Source organism: Geothrix terrae (assembly GCF_022808775.1).
Lineage (GTDB): Bacteria > Acidobacteriota > Holophagae > Holophagales > Holophagaceae > Geothrix > Geothrix terrae.
This window is the reverse complement of record NZ_JAKZLA010000003.1, coordinates 283,659-297,907: the sequence shown is the minus strand read 5'-3', so window position 1 is coordinate 297,907 and position 14,249 is coordinate 283,659. Positions and strand designations below refer to the sequence as shown.

At 68.4% G+C, this 14,249-nt stretch carries 14 protein-coding genes; 4 read left to right on the top strand and 10 right to left on the bottom strand.

Annotated features, from left to right (window positions below):
• Positions 1–2 precede the first annotated feature (2 nt).
• On the top strand, positions 3–1,373 hold the full coding sequence (gene nuoF, locus MLE42_RS07295) for an NADH-quinone oxidoreductase subunit NuoF (protein ID WP_243287223.1): 1,371 nt from the start codon (positions 3–5) through the stop codon (positions 1,371–1,373).
• Positions 1,374–1,451: 78 nt separating this feature from the next.
• Here nuoF and MLE42_RS07290 read toward each other — a convergent pair whose 3' ends face one another.
• Complete coding sequence (locus MLE42_RS07290) at positions 1,452–2,201, bottom strand: cytidylate kinase-like family protein (RefSeq protein ID WP_243287222.1); 750 nt, start codon at positions 2,199–2,201, stop codon at positions 1,452–1,454.
• Positions 2,202–2,324: 123 nt separating this feature from the next.
• On the opposite strand from MLE42_RS07290, the gene MLE42_RS07285 reads away from it, so the two are divergent.
• Positions 2,325–3,665: a metallophosphoesterase gene (locus tag MLE42_RS07285; RefSeq protein ID WP_243287221.1), complete on the top strand. Its 1,341-nt coding sequence runs from the start codon at positions 2,325–2,327 to the stop codon at positions 3,663–3,665.
• A 29-nt stretch (positions 3,666–3,694) separates the two neighbouring features.
• Here the strand turns inward: MLE42_RS07285 and MLE42_RS07280 are convergent, their stop codons facing one another.
• From MLE42_RS07280 to MLE42_RS07250, 7 genes are all read right to left on the bottom strand, one after another.
• Complete coding sequence (locus MLE42_RS07280; RefSeq protein ID WP_243287220.1) at positions 3,695–5,164, bottom strand: MFS transporter; 1,470 nt, start codon at positions 5,162–5,164, stop codon at positions 3,695–3,697.
• A gap of 45 nt (positions 5,165–5,209) precedes the next feature.
• Positions 5,210–5,623, bottom strand: a complete 414-nt coding sequence (locus MLE42_RS07275; RefSeq protein ID WP_243287219.1) for a nuclear transport factor 2 family protein — start codon at positions 5,621–5,623, stop codon at positions 5,210–5,212.
• Between the two features lie 39 nt (positions 5,624–5,662).
• Positions 5,663–6,160 (bottom strand): hypothetical protein, encoded by a 498-nt coding sequence (locus tag MLE42_RS07270; RefSeq protein ID WP_243287218.1) that lies wholly within the window; start codon positions 6,158–6,160, stop codon positions 5,663–5,665.
• Between the two features lie 100 nt (positions 6,161–6,260).
• Positions 6,261–7,253 (bottom strand): ornithine carbamoyltransferase, encoded by a 993-nt coding sequence (gene argF, locus MLE42_RS07265; RefSeq protein ID WP_243287217.1) that lies wholly within the window; start codon positions 7,251–7,253, stop codon positions 6,261–6,263.
• Positions 7,254–7,380: 127 nt separating this feature from the next.
• A complete protein-coding gene (locus tag MLE42_RS07260) occupies positions 7,381–8,316 on the bottom strand; it encodes a polysaccharide deacetylase family protein (protein WP_243287216.1) in 936 nt (311 codons plus the stop codon).
• A 79-nt stretch (positions 8,317–8,395) separates the two neighbouring features.
• Complete coding sequence (locus MLE42_RS07255) at positions 8,396–8,731, bottom strand: acyl-CoA carboxylase biotin carboxyl carrier protein subunit (protein WP_243287215.1); 336 nt, start codon at positions 8,729–8,731, stop codon at positions 8,396–8,398.
• A gap of 42 nt (positions 8,732–8,773) precedes the next feature.
• Positions 8,774–10,315, bottom strand: a complete 1,542-nt coding sequence (locus MLE42_RS07250; RefSeq protein ID WP_243287214.1) for an acyl-CoA carboxylase subunit beta — start codon at positions 10,313–10,315, stop codon at positions 8,774–8,776.
• A gap of 206 nt (positions 10,316–10,521) precedes the next feature.
• Between MLE42_RS07250 and MLE42_RS07245 the strand changes: the two genes are divergently transcribed.
• The gene (locus MLE42_RS07245) at positions 10,522–10,950 is read left to right on the top strand and encodes a CBS domain-containing protein (RefSeq protein WP_243287213.1); all 429 of its coding nucleotides are present in this window, start codon (positions 10,522–10,524) and stop codon (positions 10,948–10,950) included.
• A 16-nt stretch (positions 10,951–10,966) separates the two neighbouring features.
• On the opposite strand, the gene MLE42_RS07240 is transcribed toward MLE42_RS07245, so the two are convergent.
• Both MLE42_RS07240 and MLE42_RS07235 read right to left on the bottom strand, forming a co-directional pair.
• On the bottom strand, positions 10,967–11,533 hold the full coding sequence (locus tag MLE42_RS07240) for a hypothetical protein (protein ID WP_243287212.1): 567 nt from the start codon (positions 11,531–11,533) through the stop codon (positions 10,967–10,969).
• 74 nt (positions 11,534–11,607) lie between these two features.
• Positions 11,608–12,738 carry a twin-arginine translocation signal domain-containing protein gene (locus tag MLE42_RS07235; RefSeq protein WP_243287211.1) on the bottom strand — a complete coding sequence of 377 codons (1,131 nt, stop codon included), beginning with the start codon at positions 12,736–12,738 and terminating at the stop codon, positions 11,608–11,610.
• Positions 12,739–12,829: 91 nt separating this feature from the next.
• On the opposite strand from MLE42_RS07235, the gene MLE42_RS07230 reads away from it, so the two are divergent.
• Positions 12,830–14,104, top strand: coding sequence for an NTP/NDP exchange transporter (locus MLE42_RS07230; protein ID WP_243287210.1), 1,275 nt, complete (start codon positions 12,830–12,832; stop codon positions 14,102–14,104).
• Positions 14,105–14,249 lie beyond the last annotated feature (145 nt).

Here is a 14,249-nt window from a genome sequence, read left to right as displayed (position 1 = left end):
CCATGGCCGCCATCCGAACCAAGCCCGATCCCCAGATCTACACCTTCCCCGGCTTCGGCACGGACAAGTTCCCGAACCTGATGCTCCGTGGCGCGGGGGATCTGGACAACTGGCACCTCAAGGTCTACGAGCAGAAGCACGAGGGCTACGTGGCCCTGAAGGCCGCGCTGAAGCTGGAGCCCGTGGCCGTGGTCGAGGAGATGAAGACCTCCGGCATCCGCGGACGCGGCGGCGCGGGCTTCCCCTGCGGCCTGAAGTGGTCCTTCATGCCCAAGGACACGCCTGAGCGCAAGTTCACCCGCTACCTGGTCTGCAACGGCGACGAGGGCGAACCCGGCACCTTCAAGGACCGCGCCATCCTCGAATACAACCCGCACCAGCTCATCGAGGGCATGATCATCGGCGGCTGGGCCATGCAGTGCAAGCTGGGCTTCGTCTACATCCGCGGCGAGTTCCTCTGGCTCATCGAGAAGCTGGAGGCCGCGCTCCAGCAGGCCCGCGACGCCGGCTACCTCGGCAAGAACATCCTGGGCACGGGCTGGGACTACGACATCCTCGTCTACCGCGGCGCCGGCGCCTACATCTGCGGCGAGGAGACGGCCTTATTGAATTCGCTGGAAGGCCGCCGCGGCGAGCCCCGCGTGAAGCCGCCCTTCCCGGCGGCCAAGGGCGCCTTCGGCCAGCCCACCACCGTGAACAACGTGGAGACGCTCGCGGCCGTGCCGCCCATCCTCCGCATGGGCGGCGCCGAGTACGCCAAGCTGGGCACCCCCAAGAACACGGGCACCCGCATCTTCGGCGTCAGCGGCCACGTGAAGCGCCCGGGCCTCTTCGAGCTGCCCCTGGGCACGCCCATGGACTTCGTCGTGAACGAGCTTGCGGGCGGCTCCAGCACCGGCAAGAAGATCAAGGCGATCATCCCCGGCGGCGCCAGCGCTCCCATGTTCGACGAGAAGGACTTCGACTGCCCGCTGGACTTCGACACCGTGAAGGCCCGCGGCTCCATGGCCGGCTCCGGCGGCCTCATCTGCATGGACGAGGACACCTGCATGGTGCAGGCCACGCTGCGCCTCATCCGCTTCTACGCCCACGAGAGCTGCGGCCAGTGCACGCCCTGCCGCGAGGGCTGCAACTGGATGGAGATGGTCCTCTACCGCATCGAGCATGGCGAGGGCCGCATGGAGGACCTGGACCTGCTGGCCGGCCTCACCCCCCGCATCGCCCTCCGCACCCTCTGCCCTCTGGGCGACGCCGCCTGCGGCCCCATGGACTCGGCGCTGCAGAAGTTCCGCCATGAGTTCGAACATCACATCACCCACAAGACCTGCTACGCCCAGGGCTCGCGGCTGCTGTCCGCGGTGGGCGCGCACTAGCCTCGAATCTTCCCCCCTGCAGAACCGGGCGCCGTCGGCGCCCGGTTCCATGTCCGGAGGAGGCCCGTCACAGCGGGTTCAGGAGCCGACCAGGGTCGGGTGGGCGGGACCGGCCTTGTAGCCGCCCTTCAGATCGGGCCAGCCGCATTCCACGAGGCGGAGGCAGGCCTGGGCGATGCTTTCCACCCGCTGTCGTCCGTTGTTGAAGACGGCGTCGTACCAGTGGAAGGAGGTGATGTCCGTGTGCAGGCATTCGCTGATGAACTTTTCCCGGAGCTTGGACTGGATCCGGACCACTTCCGCAGCGTCCTCCATGGGCATCTCGAGGCGGCGCGCGATGGACCGGACCCGGAAGTCGAAGCTGCCCACCAGGCGGAAATGGAAGCAGTTCTTCAGGTCCTGGCAGACGACGGCCCCGCCCCGCCCGACGATGATCGCGCCGCCGGCCATGGCGATGGGGACCAGGTGCTGCACCACCTTGGCGTAGGCGTCGTCGTGGGTGAGGAAGCCGAAATGGGTCCGGAGGACGTCCTGGGCGTGGCTCTCGTTTCCGAGGTGGCCCAGGAGCTCCCGGGAGAGCTTTTCGTCGGAGGCCACCTGATCCACCAGCGCCTTGTCGAAGATGGTCCAGGGCAGGCCCGTCACGTCGTCGAGGAGGGTCTTCAGGTGGAGGGCCAGGGGATAGCCCTGGCAGCCGAACTCCCTGGAGATGGTGACGGTGGGCAGGATCCGCCGCTGGTGGGCGCGGGCGAGTCGCTCCTGCAGTTCGGTCCACGTGCATTCCCGCTTCTCGATGCTCGGGACGAGGGAGGCCAAGGGCTTGGGCATACGACCTCCAGTGGCGGGACAGCCAGGCGAGGACGGCCGGCGCTTGGATCATAAGGCCTTCCTGGGCGCAGGCAAGGCCCGGATCGCCTGGAGCCTCCTTTGGGGACCTTCTACCCTGGAGGGATGCGCCTCCCGATCCCCCTCCTGCTTGTCTCGCTCCTCCGGGCTCAGGAAGCCTTCCTGGTGCAGCCCTACCTGCAGCTGGGTGATGCCCCGACAGCGGCCGCCGCGGACCGGCTGGACCTGCTGTGGCAGACGGAGGACCGCGACGCCGCCTGGAGCGTGGAGGTGAAGGCCGGAGGCCGGTGGAAGCCCCAGGCGCCGGCCTTTCGGCGGCTGGACGCGCCCCCCTTGCCGGCCCACCGCATCTACCGGGCCACCCTGAGGGACCTCCCACCGGGGGCCCGCGTGCCCTACCGGGTGACGCGGGATGGCGCGGTGGTGTTCGAGGCGCAGGCGCAGGTGCGCAAGCCGGGCGCCCATCGGATGGTGGTGTTCGGGGATGCGGCGGACGGGTCGAGGGAACAGGCGGCTATCGCGCAGGCCGTGGCGGGAGCGCATCCGGATGCGGTCCTCCTTGTCGGGGACCTGGTCTATGGCATGGGCCTGGCCTCCGAGTACCGCCAGCGCTTCTTCCCGGTCTACAACGGCGGCCCCCGCCCGCTCATGGCGCAGGTGCCCTTCCTGGGCGTGCCCGGGAACCACGATGTGCCGTTCCGCCGCGCTCCGGATGCGGCCGCTTATTTCGCCTACTGGTCCCTGCCTCTGAACGGGCCCGCCCTGGAGCCCGGCGGGCCAGGCGCCGCCCCCGTCGTGGCCGGCGTGCATGACGCCATGGTGGCCGCCGCGGGCCCGGCCTTTCCGCGCATGGCCAGCTACAGCTTCGACTACGGCCGCGTCCACTGGACCGTGTTCGATTCCAACGTCTATGCGGATTGGGCGAGCCCAGTCCTGAGGGCCTGGCTGGAGGCCGACCTGAAGGCCGCGAAGGCCGCCACCTGGCGCATCGTGGCCCTCCACCACCCCCTGTTCCAGAGCTCCCGCAGCCACATGGATGACCAGTGGATGCGCCCCATCAGCCCCCTCCTCGAGAAGTACGGTGTGGACCTGGTGCTGGCCGGCCACGTCCACAACTACCAGCGCACGGCCCCACTCCGCTTCACGCCCACGAAGGTGGGACCCCGGGGCAGGCCGGTGGAGGGCACGTTCACCGTCGACGAGGCCTTCGATGGGAAGACGATCACCCGAGCGAAGGGTGTCATCCACGTCGTCACGGGCGCCGGCGGGGCCGAGCTCTACGATCGCTGGCAGACGGATGTCCGCGCCAGCTGGCAGCCCTGGACCCGCGCCTTCGTCTCCGACCGGCATTCCTTCACGGTGCTGGACGTGGACGGACGCAGGCTGAAGCTGAGGCAGCTCGACGCCGAGGGGCGGGAGCTGGACACGGTCATGCTGACCAAGTGAGTCCTGCCACCGGGTTTTGCTAGGCACGCTTAGGCACCCTGGGTTCCAGCCTGCCGCTCGCGGGCCGGTCCGCGCACCAGGGAGGCCCAGGCCCCCAGGAGCGCCAGCCCGGCGCCCGTGGCCATGGCCGCGGCATAGCCGGAGGCGAAGGCGGCCGCCGCTTCCGGTGATCCGCCCGCGCGGAGCAGCAGCCGCCAGCCGCCGGGGCCCAGGTGGCTGGCGGCGATGCCGCCGAGGATGGCGACGCTGAGGGCCTGCCCCGTCACCCGCATGGTGCTCACGAAGGCGCTGGCCATGCCCAGCTGGTCCCGGCTCACGCTGCCCATGATCGCGCTGGTGTTCGGCGCGCTGAAGGCCGCCAGCCCCACGCCCACCACGGCCAGGGCCGCGACGATGGGGAAGACCTCCGGCCGCCGCCCCAGGAGGGCGAGCAGGCCCATGCCCAGGGCTGTGAGCAGCATGCCCACGGTGCTCAGGAGCCGGGAGCCGAAGCGGTCGCTGAGGCGCCCGGCCAGCGGGCTCAGGACGGCCTGCATGAGGGGCTGTCCCAGCATGATCCAGCCTGCCGACCGGGCGGAACGCCCCTGCACCAGCTGGAGCTCGGCGGCGGTGAGGATGGCGATGGCATAGAGGGCCATGTAGTTAAGCAGCGCGGCGAGATTGGCCGCCGCGAAGAGCCGGTTCCGCCGCAGGAGGCCCGGGTCCACCAGGGGGGCTGGAGCCTTCCGCTCCCGGGTGATGAAGGCGGCCATGGCCAGCAGCGCGAGGCCGAGCAGGCCCCAGGTCCGGAGGGCGCGCCAACCCCATTCCGCCGCGAAGGTGAGCGGCACCAGCAGCCCGGCCAGGGCCACGGCCAGCAGGGCCGCCCCCGCCACGTCCAGCCTCGCCACAGACCCGCGCGGGGGATGGACGGCGCGCCGCGGAAGGAGACGCCAGCCCCACAGGAAGACCACGGCGCCGATGGGCAGGTTCACCAGGAAGATCCAGGGCCAGCCGAACCGGTCCACGAGGAGGCCGCCGAGGGGCGGCCCCACGCTGAGGCCGAGGTAGACGGCCATCACGTTGAGGCCCAGGGCCCGGCCGCGTTCTTCGGGGGGGAACGCCGCGGTGACGATGGCCGCGGAGGTGGCCGACAGGAGGGCGCCTCCCGCGCCCTGGACGATCCTTGCGAGGATCAGCGTCACGTCATTGCGGCTGAGGGCGGCCATGAGCGAGCCCAGGGTGAAGCAGACCGTGCCGGCCAGGTAGAAGGGCACGCGGCCGCGCTGGTCCGCCAGGCGCCCCACCGGGATGAGCAGCACGGCGATGGTGAGCAGATAAGCGGCCTGCACCCACAGCGAGGCCGCGAAGCTGAGGTTCAGCAGAGGCCCCATCCGGGGGAGCGCCACCGACACGATGGAGCCGTCCAGGGGCGTCATGAAGGCCCCCACGCTCGTGAGGGCCAGGAGAGCCCAGCGACGCTCCCGGAGTTCCCGGTCCCCCTCGGTCATCGCGTCCATGGACCCCCTTCGGCCTCCGGTTCGGGCTTTGCCCGGCCCGCCGGCCTAGCGTTTCCCCGAGGCGAGCGAATAGGCGTGGATCCTATGGTCCCGCATCTCGAAGATCCAGGTGTCCGCCCAGATGGCATCGGTCTGGACCTTGACGCGGGCCTGGATCGCGCCCTGGACCACCGTCAGCGCCCCGACCTCCACGCGGAGGTCGGGGTGCTTGCGGAAGGTGGCCTGGAAGAAGGCCCGGATCTGTGGCTTCGCGAGGGTCCCGCCGGATCCCTGGAAGACGGCGTCCTCGGTCAGGCACCGCATCATCCCGTCGAGGTCCCTACGACCATAGGCTTCCAGGAAGCTGAGCACCGTCCGGGTATCCGGCGTGTCCGGGGCGGATGGGGCCAGCGCCGCCGGACGGCACGAGGCCAGGAGGATGATCACGGAAGCCACGGCGAACGGCGCGGGGTGTCTCATGCGCCACCTCCCGAAGCCGCCCGGGCCGTCGAACGGCTCCTAGCGGCCGAAATGGATCGAATAGGTCAGCGGCTTCGGCAGCTGGGGGCTCTTCACCGTGGCGGTGAGGGTCAGGGACTTGCCGTCGGGGCTCAGCTTGAAGAGGTTGGTGCGCTCGCCGTCCTCGTTCTTGAAGGTCTGGACGAGCTGGTCCTTGCCCACCTGGGCGGCCACCATGAACTTCTCGCCGTCCTCGCGAGTCCAGGGCGCGGCCTTGCCGCCGGCGGGCATGAGGATGGGGGCCCGGTCGTCCAGCTTCACGGCCACGCCCTTGTCGGTGATCGTGATGGTGACCTTCCGGTAGGCAGGGTTCAGCTTCTTGAGCCGCCCGCGGGCGATGGGCCGCTTGATGAAGTTCATGTCCTTCACAGTCGCGTCGATGGCCGCGGCGATGTCATCGGCCCTGGTCTGGGCCCAGGCGCCGGAGAGGGAAGGCTCCTGGGCCGCCAGGGACAGGGCCGCGAGTACAGGAACGAGAAACAGCTGGGCTGCGCGCATGGGAACCTCCGTGGGATGGGTGGTCCCACCATAGCACTTCACAGGGAGAATCGGCCCCGAACGGGGCCGATTCTCCCTGATGAAAGGATCTGACGGAAACCTACCCGATGGTCGCCACCATGACGGCCTTGATGGTGTGCATGCGGTTCTCGGCCTCGTCGAAGACCACGCTGTGGCGGCTGCGGAAGACCTCGTCCGTCACCTCGCGGATGTCGTGGCCCTTCTCCTTCATCTCCTTGGCCAGCTTGGTCTCGAAGTCATGGAAGGCGGGCAGGCAGTGGAGGAACTTCACGTCGGGGTTGCCGGTCTTCTGGACCATCTCCATGGTGACCTTGAAGGGCGTGAGCAGCTTCACGCGCTGGGGGATCTGGTCCTCCTCGCCCATGCTGGCCCAGACATCGGTGTAGAGCACGTCGGCGCCCTTCACGGCGGCGGCGACGTCATCGGTGACCTCGATGGTGGCGCCGGTCTCCTCGGCGGCCTTGCGGGCGGCGGCCAGCACGGCGGGATCGGGAGCGAGGTCCTTGGGCCCCAGGGCCACCATGTGCATGCCGGTCTTGGCGGCGCCGTACATCAGGGCGTAGCTCATGTTGTTGCGGATGTCGCCGCAGAAGACCAGCTTCACCTTGTTCAGGGGCTTGGCCACGTGCTCTTCGATGGTGAGGAAGTCCGCCAGGATCTGGGTGGGGTGGTCGACATCCGTGAGACCGTTCCACACCGGCACGCCACTGTGCTTGGCGAGGGCCTCCACCACTTCCTGCTTGTAGCCGCGGTACTCGATGCCGTCGTAGAACCGGCCCAGCACCTTGGCGCTGTCCTCGATGGATTCCTTCTTGCCCACCTGGGAGCTGGCGGAATCCAGGAAGGTGACGTGCGCGCCTTCCTCCAGGGCGCCGACCTCGAAGGCGCAGCGGGTGCGGGTGCTGGTCTTCTCGAAGAGCAGCACGATGTTCTTGCCCTTCAGCGCCTCGCCATGGAGGCCCATGCGCTTCTTGGCCTTCAGGTCCCGCGAGAGGTCCAGCAGGTAGCGCACCTCCAGGGGGGTGAAGTCCATCAGCGTGAGAAAGCTTCGTCCCTTGAGGTTGACGGCCATGGGAGCCTCCAATTGGTAAGGACGAAGGGTAACCAGGAGCCCGAGAAATCCACAAGAAATCGGCGTCACAAGCCCAGGGCCATTGACACTGTGTAAGTCCCGAAGGCCGGAGTCCGCGCGCGGGCGATCAAGGCGCGGCGGGCAGCACACCCTGCTTCACCAGGGCCTGGATGTCGGCCTCGCCGTCGTCCACCAGCCGCTCCCAGCCCACGGGCCGGTAGCCCAGGCTGCGGGCGGCCGAGAGCAGCAGGCTCTGGCCGGGGGCCGGGCGCTGGGGCGTCAGGGTGTAGATGAAATCCTGGAAGGCGGTCTCGGGGGACACGAAGGTCCAGCCCATGGCCTTGAACTGCTGCAGGGCGTCTCCCAGGAAGAGGGCGTTGATCAGGTTGTGGTGCAGCAGCACCACCTGGGGGATGTCCCGGCCGAACAGCTTCCGCGAGAGGTCGCGGTAGGCTTCGGACCGCTGCCGCAGGTGGGCCAGGTACGCGGTCCGGAAGGGGGCGAGATCCGCGTCGGGGTGCCGGGCCAGGTGCTTGCGCATGGCTTCGTCCAGGCGCCAGTCGGAGGTGTCGAGGCTCACGTAGGCGTTGCGGTAGCCGGTGGCCTGGAGGAAGGTCCGCATGCCGTCCCGCTTCTCGGGCGTGTTGCCTTCCCGGAGAAAGGTGAAGCGGAACCAGGGACGGTAGCCCGGCAGGGTCCTGATCACCCGGTCGCAGGACTGGATTTCGCCCTCGTAGCTGGCCAAGGTGGTGGCGGCGGCGTCGAGATCCAGGTGGGTGACGGTGTGGTTGCCGATCAGGTGGCCCGCCTCGCCCCAAGCCCGGGCCAGGGCCAGGCCCTCGGGCCTGTCCGCTCCGTTGCCCAGGGTCACGAAGAGGGCCGCCTGCACCTGGTGCTGCTTCAGGGCCGCCAGCAGCGCCGCGTTGCGCTGGGTGGGACTCAGGCGGGGCGTGGCTTCCAGCTTGGGACCGTCGTCGAACGTGAAGGCCACGGTCTGGGCCATGGCCGCAGGCGTCAGGGCCAAGGCCAGACCAAAGGCGCGGAAGGAGCAGGAGGGGAGCATGGGAACCTCGGGGAAGGGTCGAAGTATACAAAGCTGTGTACTTTTCGCAACCCGGCCGACCGTCGCGCTCCTGGGCCGCCTACTGGAATTCCAGCAGCAGCTGCCCCTTGGTGACCGTGTCGCCCGAGGCCACGTGGATGGCCTTGATGGTCCCCGCGTCGTGGGCGGCAATGTGGTTCTGCATTTTCATGGCTTCGAGGACCAGCAGGCTCTGGCCGCTGCGCACCTGGTCGCCGGGCTTCACAAGGAGATCAAGGATGAGGCCCGGGATGATGGCTGTCAGCCGGCTGGGATCCTTCGGCGCGAAGGGCTTCCGCTGGGCGTACTTCTTCGTGAGCGTGGTTTCGTACACGGTACCGTCAAGGGCGATGGACTGCCGGACCGGCTTGGATGGATGGGTCGCTGAGTGAGTCATGGGGCCTCGCGGATCGATGGGAGGTCGTCGGAGCTCGCCGCCTCAGAAGGGCGGCACGCCGTGCTTCCGGGCTGGCCTCGGCTCGGCCTTCTGCTCGGAGATCTCCAGCGCGTGGAGCAGGAAGTCGCGGGTCTGCCGGGGGGCGATGACGGCATCCACGTGCCCGTTGGCCGCAGCCACGTAAGGGCTGGCGAACTTCTCGGTGTATTCCTGGACCTTCTGCTTCCGGAAGGCTTCGGGGTCGGCGGCGGCGGCGATCTCGCCCTTGAAGATGATGTTGGCGGCGCCCTCGGGGCCCATGACGGCGATCTCGGCGCAGGGCCAGGCGAAGACGAAGTCGGCGCCCAGGTGGCGGGAGCACATGGCGATGTAGCCGCCGCCGTAGGCCTTGCGGAGGATGACCGTGATCTTGGGGACCGTGGCCTCGCTGTAGGCGTAGAGCAGCTTGGCGCCGTGGCGGATGACGCCCGCGTGCTCCTGGTCCACGCCCGGCAGGTAGCCGGGCAGGTCCACGAAGGTCACGAGGGGGATGTTGAAGGCGTCGCAGAAGCGGATGAAGCGGGCGGCCTTGTCCGAGCTGTCCACATCCAGCACGCCGGCCAGCACGGCGGGCTGGTTGGCCACCATGCCCACCGTGCGGCCGTTCATGCGGGCGAAGCCCACCACGATGTTGGCGGCCCAGAGCGCCTGGACCTCCATGAAGTCCGAGCCGTCGCAGACGGCCCGCAGCACGTCGCGCACATCGTAGGGCCGGTGGGCCTCGGAGGGGATGATGCGCTCCAGGTCCTCCTCGGTGGGGGAGGGGCTGGCGTTGAATGGATCCGCCTTCTTGCGGTTGTTCCAGGGGATGAAGGTGACCAGCCGCTTCACCTGCTCGAAGCACTCGGCCTCGCTCCCGGCGTAGAAGTGGGCGTTGCCGGAGATCTCCGACTGCACCCGGGCCCCGCCCAGGTCCTCCATGGAGATCTCCTCGCCCAGCACGGTCTTGATGACCTCCGGGCCCGTGATGAACATCTTGGAGATCTGGTCCACCACGAAGACGAAGTCGGTGAGGGCCGGAGAGTAGACGGCGCCGCCCGCGCAGGGGCCCAGGATGATGGAGATCTGGGGGATGACGCCCGAGGCCAGGGTGTTGCGGTAGAAGATCTCGCCGTAGCCCGCCAGAGAGTTCACCCCCTCCTGGATGCGGGCCCCGCCGGAGTCGTTGATGCCGATGAGCGGGATGCCCAGCTTGATGGCGTGGTCCATGATCTTGGTGATCTTGCGGGCGTGGGCCAGGCCCAGGCTGCCTCCGGCCACGGTGAAGTCCTGGGCGTAGATGGCCACGGGGTGGCCCAGGATGGCGCCCGTGCCGGTGATGACGCCGTCCCCGGGCAGCTGCTTCTTCTCCATGCCGAAGTCGGAGCACCGGTGCTCCACGAAGAGGTCGTACTCATGGAAGGAGCCGGGATCCAGGATGGCGGTGATGCGCTCCCGCGCCAGGAGCTTGCCCTGGGCCGCCTGCTTCCGGGCGGCCTCCGGGTGGGGCTCGGTGGCTTCGGCTTGGCGGGCGGCGTGATCCTTGAGCTTCCGGGGCAGGGACATGGGCGATCCTTCGAGGCATTCCGCGGCCCTGGGCGCAGGTCCGGGCGGGCTTTCAAAAAGCTGACCCATGTATCATAAATGTGTTGGCCCAGGGAAATCCACGCCATGGATCACGAATTCTCAGAACCGGAGGGTCCCGCTGCGCCGCCCTTGGCCGTATAGTCAGGGCCACCCACTCCATCCAACCCGGCGCCCGGGAGGCACGCATGCGACCACTCGCCCAGTTGATCCAAGGCAAGAAGGCCCTGGTATCGGTAGGCCCCGACGACACCGTGTTCACAGCGCTGACCCTGCTGGCCCAGCACGACATCGGCGCCCTGCTGGTGCTGGAGGGGGGCCGCCTGGTGGGGATCTTCTCGGAGCGGGACTACGCCCGGAAGATCATCCTCAAGGGCAAGTCCTCGAAGGACACCCTCGTGCGGGAGATCATGAGCGAGCGGGTGAGCTGCGTGACCCTGGGCGAGACCGTGGAGGAGTGCATGGCCCTCATGACAGGCAAGCACATCCGCCACCTGCCCGTGCTGGGGGAGGACAACGAGGTGCTGGGCATCCTCTCCATCGGCGATCTGGTGAAGGAGACCATCTCCGACCAGCAGTTCACCATCGAGCAACTGGTGCACTACATCCAGAACTGAGCCGCCCGGCCCGCGTCTAGCCCCGGGTCTTCTCCGGGACCTTGCTGTGCCGGTAGGAGCCGATCAGGAGGTTGGGCCCCTGCTGGGCCACACCGTCCTCCAGGGGCTCTGCGCCGTAGTAGAACTGGTGCTGCATGTACACCAGCGAATGTCCGGCAAGCTCCGGGAGGCTGCGCAGCACGGCGAAGGCCAGGTGGATCAGCGCGTCCGTCGTCTGGTACTGGGTCATGGAGACCCGGTCCATGAGCAGGTGGTCCTCGTACTTGTTCATGGGGCGGGAATAGAAGATGGTCTTCCCGTTGAACAGGATGTCGGACCCGTCTGTGGCGATGGTGTAGGTCTTGCCCTTGTCCGTGACCTCGAACTTGAAGGCCGTGCCCTTCTTGAAGGCGGTCATCAGGCTCTGGAACTTGGGGTGGTTCAGGTAGGCGGCGCCGTAGTTGACCTTCTTCACGGCGGGCTTCATCTCCTTCGCCGTGGGGCCGTACATCATGCGGTTGTAGCGCATGGCCTCAAGGCGCTGCTCCGGCGTCTGCTTCTTCGGCTTGTCCTTCTTGGGCGCTTTATCGGGCTGGGAGGTCATGGGGATCCTTGTCGCTCGCCGTGGATGGAGGCCATTGTCGCATGGGGCCTGCATCCACGGCGGGGCGGATCCGGTCAGCCCCGGGGTTTGGAGGCCTCTCGCCAGGCGGCGATGAGCCTGGCCTCGGCCTCGGCACTGGGACCGGCGAGCTTGGTGCGGCCCTTCTCCACCTTCTCCTGCGTCTTGTACCAGGCCAGGGTGTCCTTCACGGTCTCGAGGGCGGGGCGGAACCGCAGGCCGGCCTTCACGGCGCGGTCGTTGCGCCAGGTGTGGAAGCCCTTGGTCTCGCCCGCGTAGGGGGCCCAGATGGGGAACTCGATGTCCTTCTGCTTGGCGAGGAAGTCCGTGGGGATCCAGACGGGCTTGGCGTTCGCGTTTCCGGCCTTCTGGAAGGCGTCCACCAGGCTGCCCCAGGCCAGGCGCTTGTCTGGGCCGCAGGCGTTGAAGGTGCCCACGGTGCCCTGCTCGACGAGATGCACCAACCAGGCCGCCAGGTCGCGGACATCGATGATCTGCACGGGATCCGAGGCGCCGCCGGGCACGGCGAGCTCGCCGCCCTTGTCGAAGCGCACGGGCCAGTAGGTGAAGCGGCCCGAGGGATCATCGGGGCCCACGATGTAGCCGGGGCGGATCACCGCCGTGCGGCCGGGCAGGGCCTTCTGGGCCGCCTGCTCGCAGAGGGCCTTGAGGCCGCCGTAGTTCTGGTATTCCTTCCCCATCTCCTCGACGGCGGGATCGGTCAGGGTGGCCAGGGGCGCGTCCTCGGTGCCGTTCTCCGGATTGGGCTCCTTGTAGGCGCTGATGCTGGAGATGATCAGGTACTGCTTCACCCGCGGGGCCAGCAGGCCCGCGGAGGCGGCCACCATGCGGGGGTAGTAGGCGCTGTTGTCGATGACGGCGTCCCAGGTGCCCGTCTCCAGGGCCTTCAGGCCCTCGCCTTTCTTGGGGTCGCGGTCGCCGTGCAGCTTCTCCACGCCGGGGAAGAGGTCGGGCCGCGTCTTGCCGCGGTTGAACATGGTCACGTGGTGGCCGCGGCTCTGGGCGATCTCGATGGTGGCGGGGCCCAGGAAGCCCGTGCCGCCCAGAATGAGGATCTTCTTGGGAGCGGTCTTCACCGCTGGTTTTGCGGACAGGTCGAGGCCAGTGGCCGCCAGGGCCGAGGCGGCGGCGGACCACTGGAGGAACTCGCGGCGGGAGACGGTCATGGGAACCTCCGGCGATGGGACTGGGGTTGATGCATCGTGAATCGATATATACTCCTCTCATTCGCATCCGCAACATCTTTTCCGGAGTCCCATGACGCCCACCCGCCTGCTCCGTCGTCTCGTGATGCTGGAGGAGGGCGAGGCCCCGGCCCTGGCCTGGTCCGCCCTGTACTTCTTCCTGCTGCTCTTCGGCTACTACCTGCTGCGGCCCGTGCGCGAGGCCATGGGCATCGCCCGGGGCGCGGACAAGCTGCCCTGGCTCATGACGGGCACTCTGCTGGCCATGGCCCTGGCGAACCCGGCCTTCGCCGCCCTGGTGTCGAAGCTGCCGCGGCGGCGCTTCATCCCCTGGGCCTACCGCTTCTTCGCATTGAACATGGCGGCCTTCTTCCTGGCCTTCCGCCTGCTGCCGGGCCATGGGGGCGCAGCGCTGGGCTACGCCTTCTACATCTGGCTCAGCGTCTTCAACCTCTTCGTGGTGTCCGTGTTCTGGGGCCTCATGTCCGATGTGTGGTCCGAGCCCCAGGGCAAGCGGCTCTTCGGCGTCATCGCCATGGGCGGGAGCCTGGGGGCCATCGCCGGCGCCGCGGTGACGGGGGCCCTCACGAAGGGGGCCGCCCTGGGCGGCCTCCAGGTGAAGATGGATCCCCTCTCCCTGCTGCTGCTCTCCGCGCTGACACTGGAACTGGCCGTGCAGTGCGTGAAGCGGCTGGCGGCGATCTTCGCCCTGGGCGACGTGGCCCACGGGGCGCGGGAGCCGGGGCCGGGCCTGCTGGCGGGCTTGCGCCTCATCGCCACCTCCCGCTACCTCCAGCTCATCTGCGCCTACATCCTGCTCTTCACCATCACCAGCACTTTCCTCTACCTTCAGCAGGGCGCCATCGTCGAGCGCACCTTCCACGGCACGGCGGCGCGCACAGCGGCCTTCGCCCGCATCGACCTCTGGGTGAACGTCCTCACCCTGGTCACCCAAGTGTTCTTCACGGGCCGCCTCATCACGGCCCTGGGCGTCCCGGTGGTGCTATCCATCCTCCCGGTGCTGAGCCTGGCGGGCTTCGGCGCCTTGTGGGCCTGGCCCACCTTCGGTGTCATGGCCCTGTTCCAGGTGCTGCGCCGGGGCCTGCACTACGCCGTGGACCGCCCGGCCCGCGAGATCCTCTACATCCCGCTGGGCCCCGAGGAGCGCTACAAGTCGAAGCCCTTCATCGACACCTTCATCTACCGCGGCGGCGACCTGCTGGGCGTGTGGGCCCCCACGGCCTTCGCGGCCCTGGCGATTCCGGTGGGCCTGGCGGCGGTGGGCTGCTCAGGGTTGTGGCTGGGCAGCAGCGTGGCGCTGGGCCGCCGTGTGAAGCAATTTGGTTGACTTTCCACCATCTTCCCGGATGATGTCGGACATGGTTCGAGTGTCTGAACAGCTCCTGAGTGCCTCGCGGGTTTCCGCGATGGGCGCTTCGCGCGTTGGCGCGATGGGCATCGGCATGTCCAGCTTTATGACCACCACCAACGGT

What these genes read in the sequence shown, in the direction of transcription:
- MLE42_RS07275 (WP_243287219.1), bottom strand. Translation starts at nt 5,623, where the DNA reads ATGAGACACCCCGCGCCGTTCGCCGTGGCTTCCGTGATCATCCTCCTG.
- MLE42_RS07260 (WP_243287216.1), bottom strand. Translation starts at nt 8,316, where the DNA reads ATGCTCCCCTCCTGCTCCTTCCGCGCCTTTGGTCTGGCCTTGGCCCTG.
- MLE42_RS07250 (WP_243287214.1), bottom strand. Translation starts at nt 10,315, where the DNA reads ATGTCCCTGCCCCGGAAGCTCAAGGATCACGCCGCCCGCCAAGCCGAA.
- MLE42_RS07290 (WP_243287222.1), bottom strand. Translation starts at nt 2,201, where the DNA reads ATGCCCAAGCCCTTGGCCTCCCTCGTCCCGAGCATCGAGAAGCGGGAA.
- MLE42_RS07285 (WP_243287221.1), top strand. Translation starts at nt 2,325, where the DNA reads ATGCGCCTCCCGATCCCCCTCCTGCTTGTCTCGCTCCTCCGGGCTCAG.
- nuoF (WP_243287223.1), top strand. Translation starts at nt 3, where the DNA reads ATGGCCGCCATCCGAACCAAGCCCGATCCCCAGATCTACACCTTCCCC.
- MLE42_RS07270 (WP_243287218.1), bottom strand. Translation starts at nt 6,160, where the DNA reads ATGCGCGCAGCCCAGCTGTTTCTCGTTCCTGTACTCGCGGCCCTGTCC.
- MLE42_RS07255 (WP_243287215.1), bottom strand. Translation starts at nt 8,731, where the DNA reads ATGACTCACTCAGCGACCCATCCATCCAAGCCGGTCCGGCAGTCCATC.
- MLE42_RS07235 (WP_243287211.1), bottom strand. Translation starts at nt 12,738, where the DNA reads ATGACCGTCTCCCGCCGCGAGTTCCTCCAGTGGTCCGCCGCCGCCTCG.
- MLE42_RS07245 (WP_243287213.1), top strand. Translation starts at nt 10,522, where the DNA reads ATGCGACCACTCGCCCAGTTGATCCAAGGCAAGAAGGCCCTGGTATCG.
- MLE42_RS07280 (WP_243287220.1), bottom strand. Translation starts at nt 5,164, where the DNA reads ATGGACGCGATGACCGAGGGGGACCGGGAACTCCGGGAGCGTCGCTGG.
- MLE42_RS07240 (WP_243287212.1), bottom strand. Translation starts at nt 11,533, where the DNA reads ATGACCTCCCAGCCCGATAAAGCGCCCAAGAAGGACAAGCCGAAGAAG.
- argF (WP_243287217.1), bottom strand. Translation starts at nt 7,253, where the DNA reads ATGGCCGTCAACCTCAAGGGACGAAGCTTTCTCACGCTGATGGACTTC.
- MLE42_RS07230 (WP_243287210.1), top strand. Translation starts at nt 12,830, where the DNA reads ATGACGCCCACCCGCCTGCTCCGTCGTCTCGTGATGCTGGAGGAGGGC.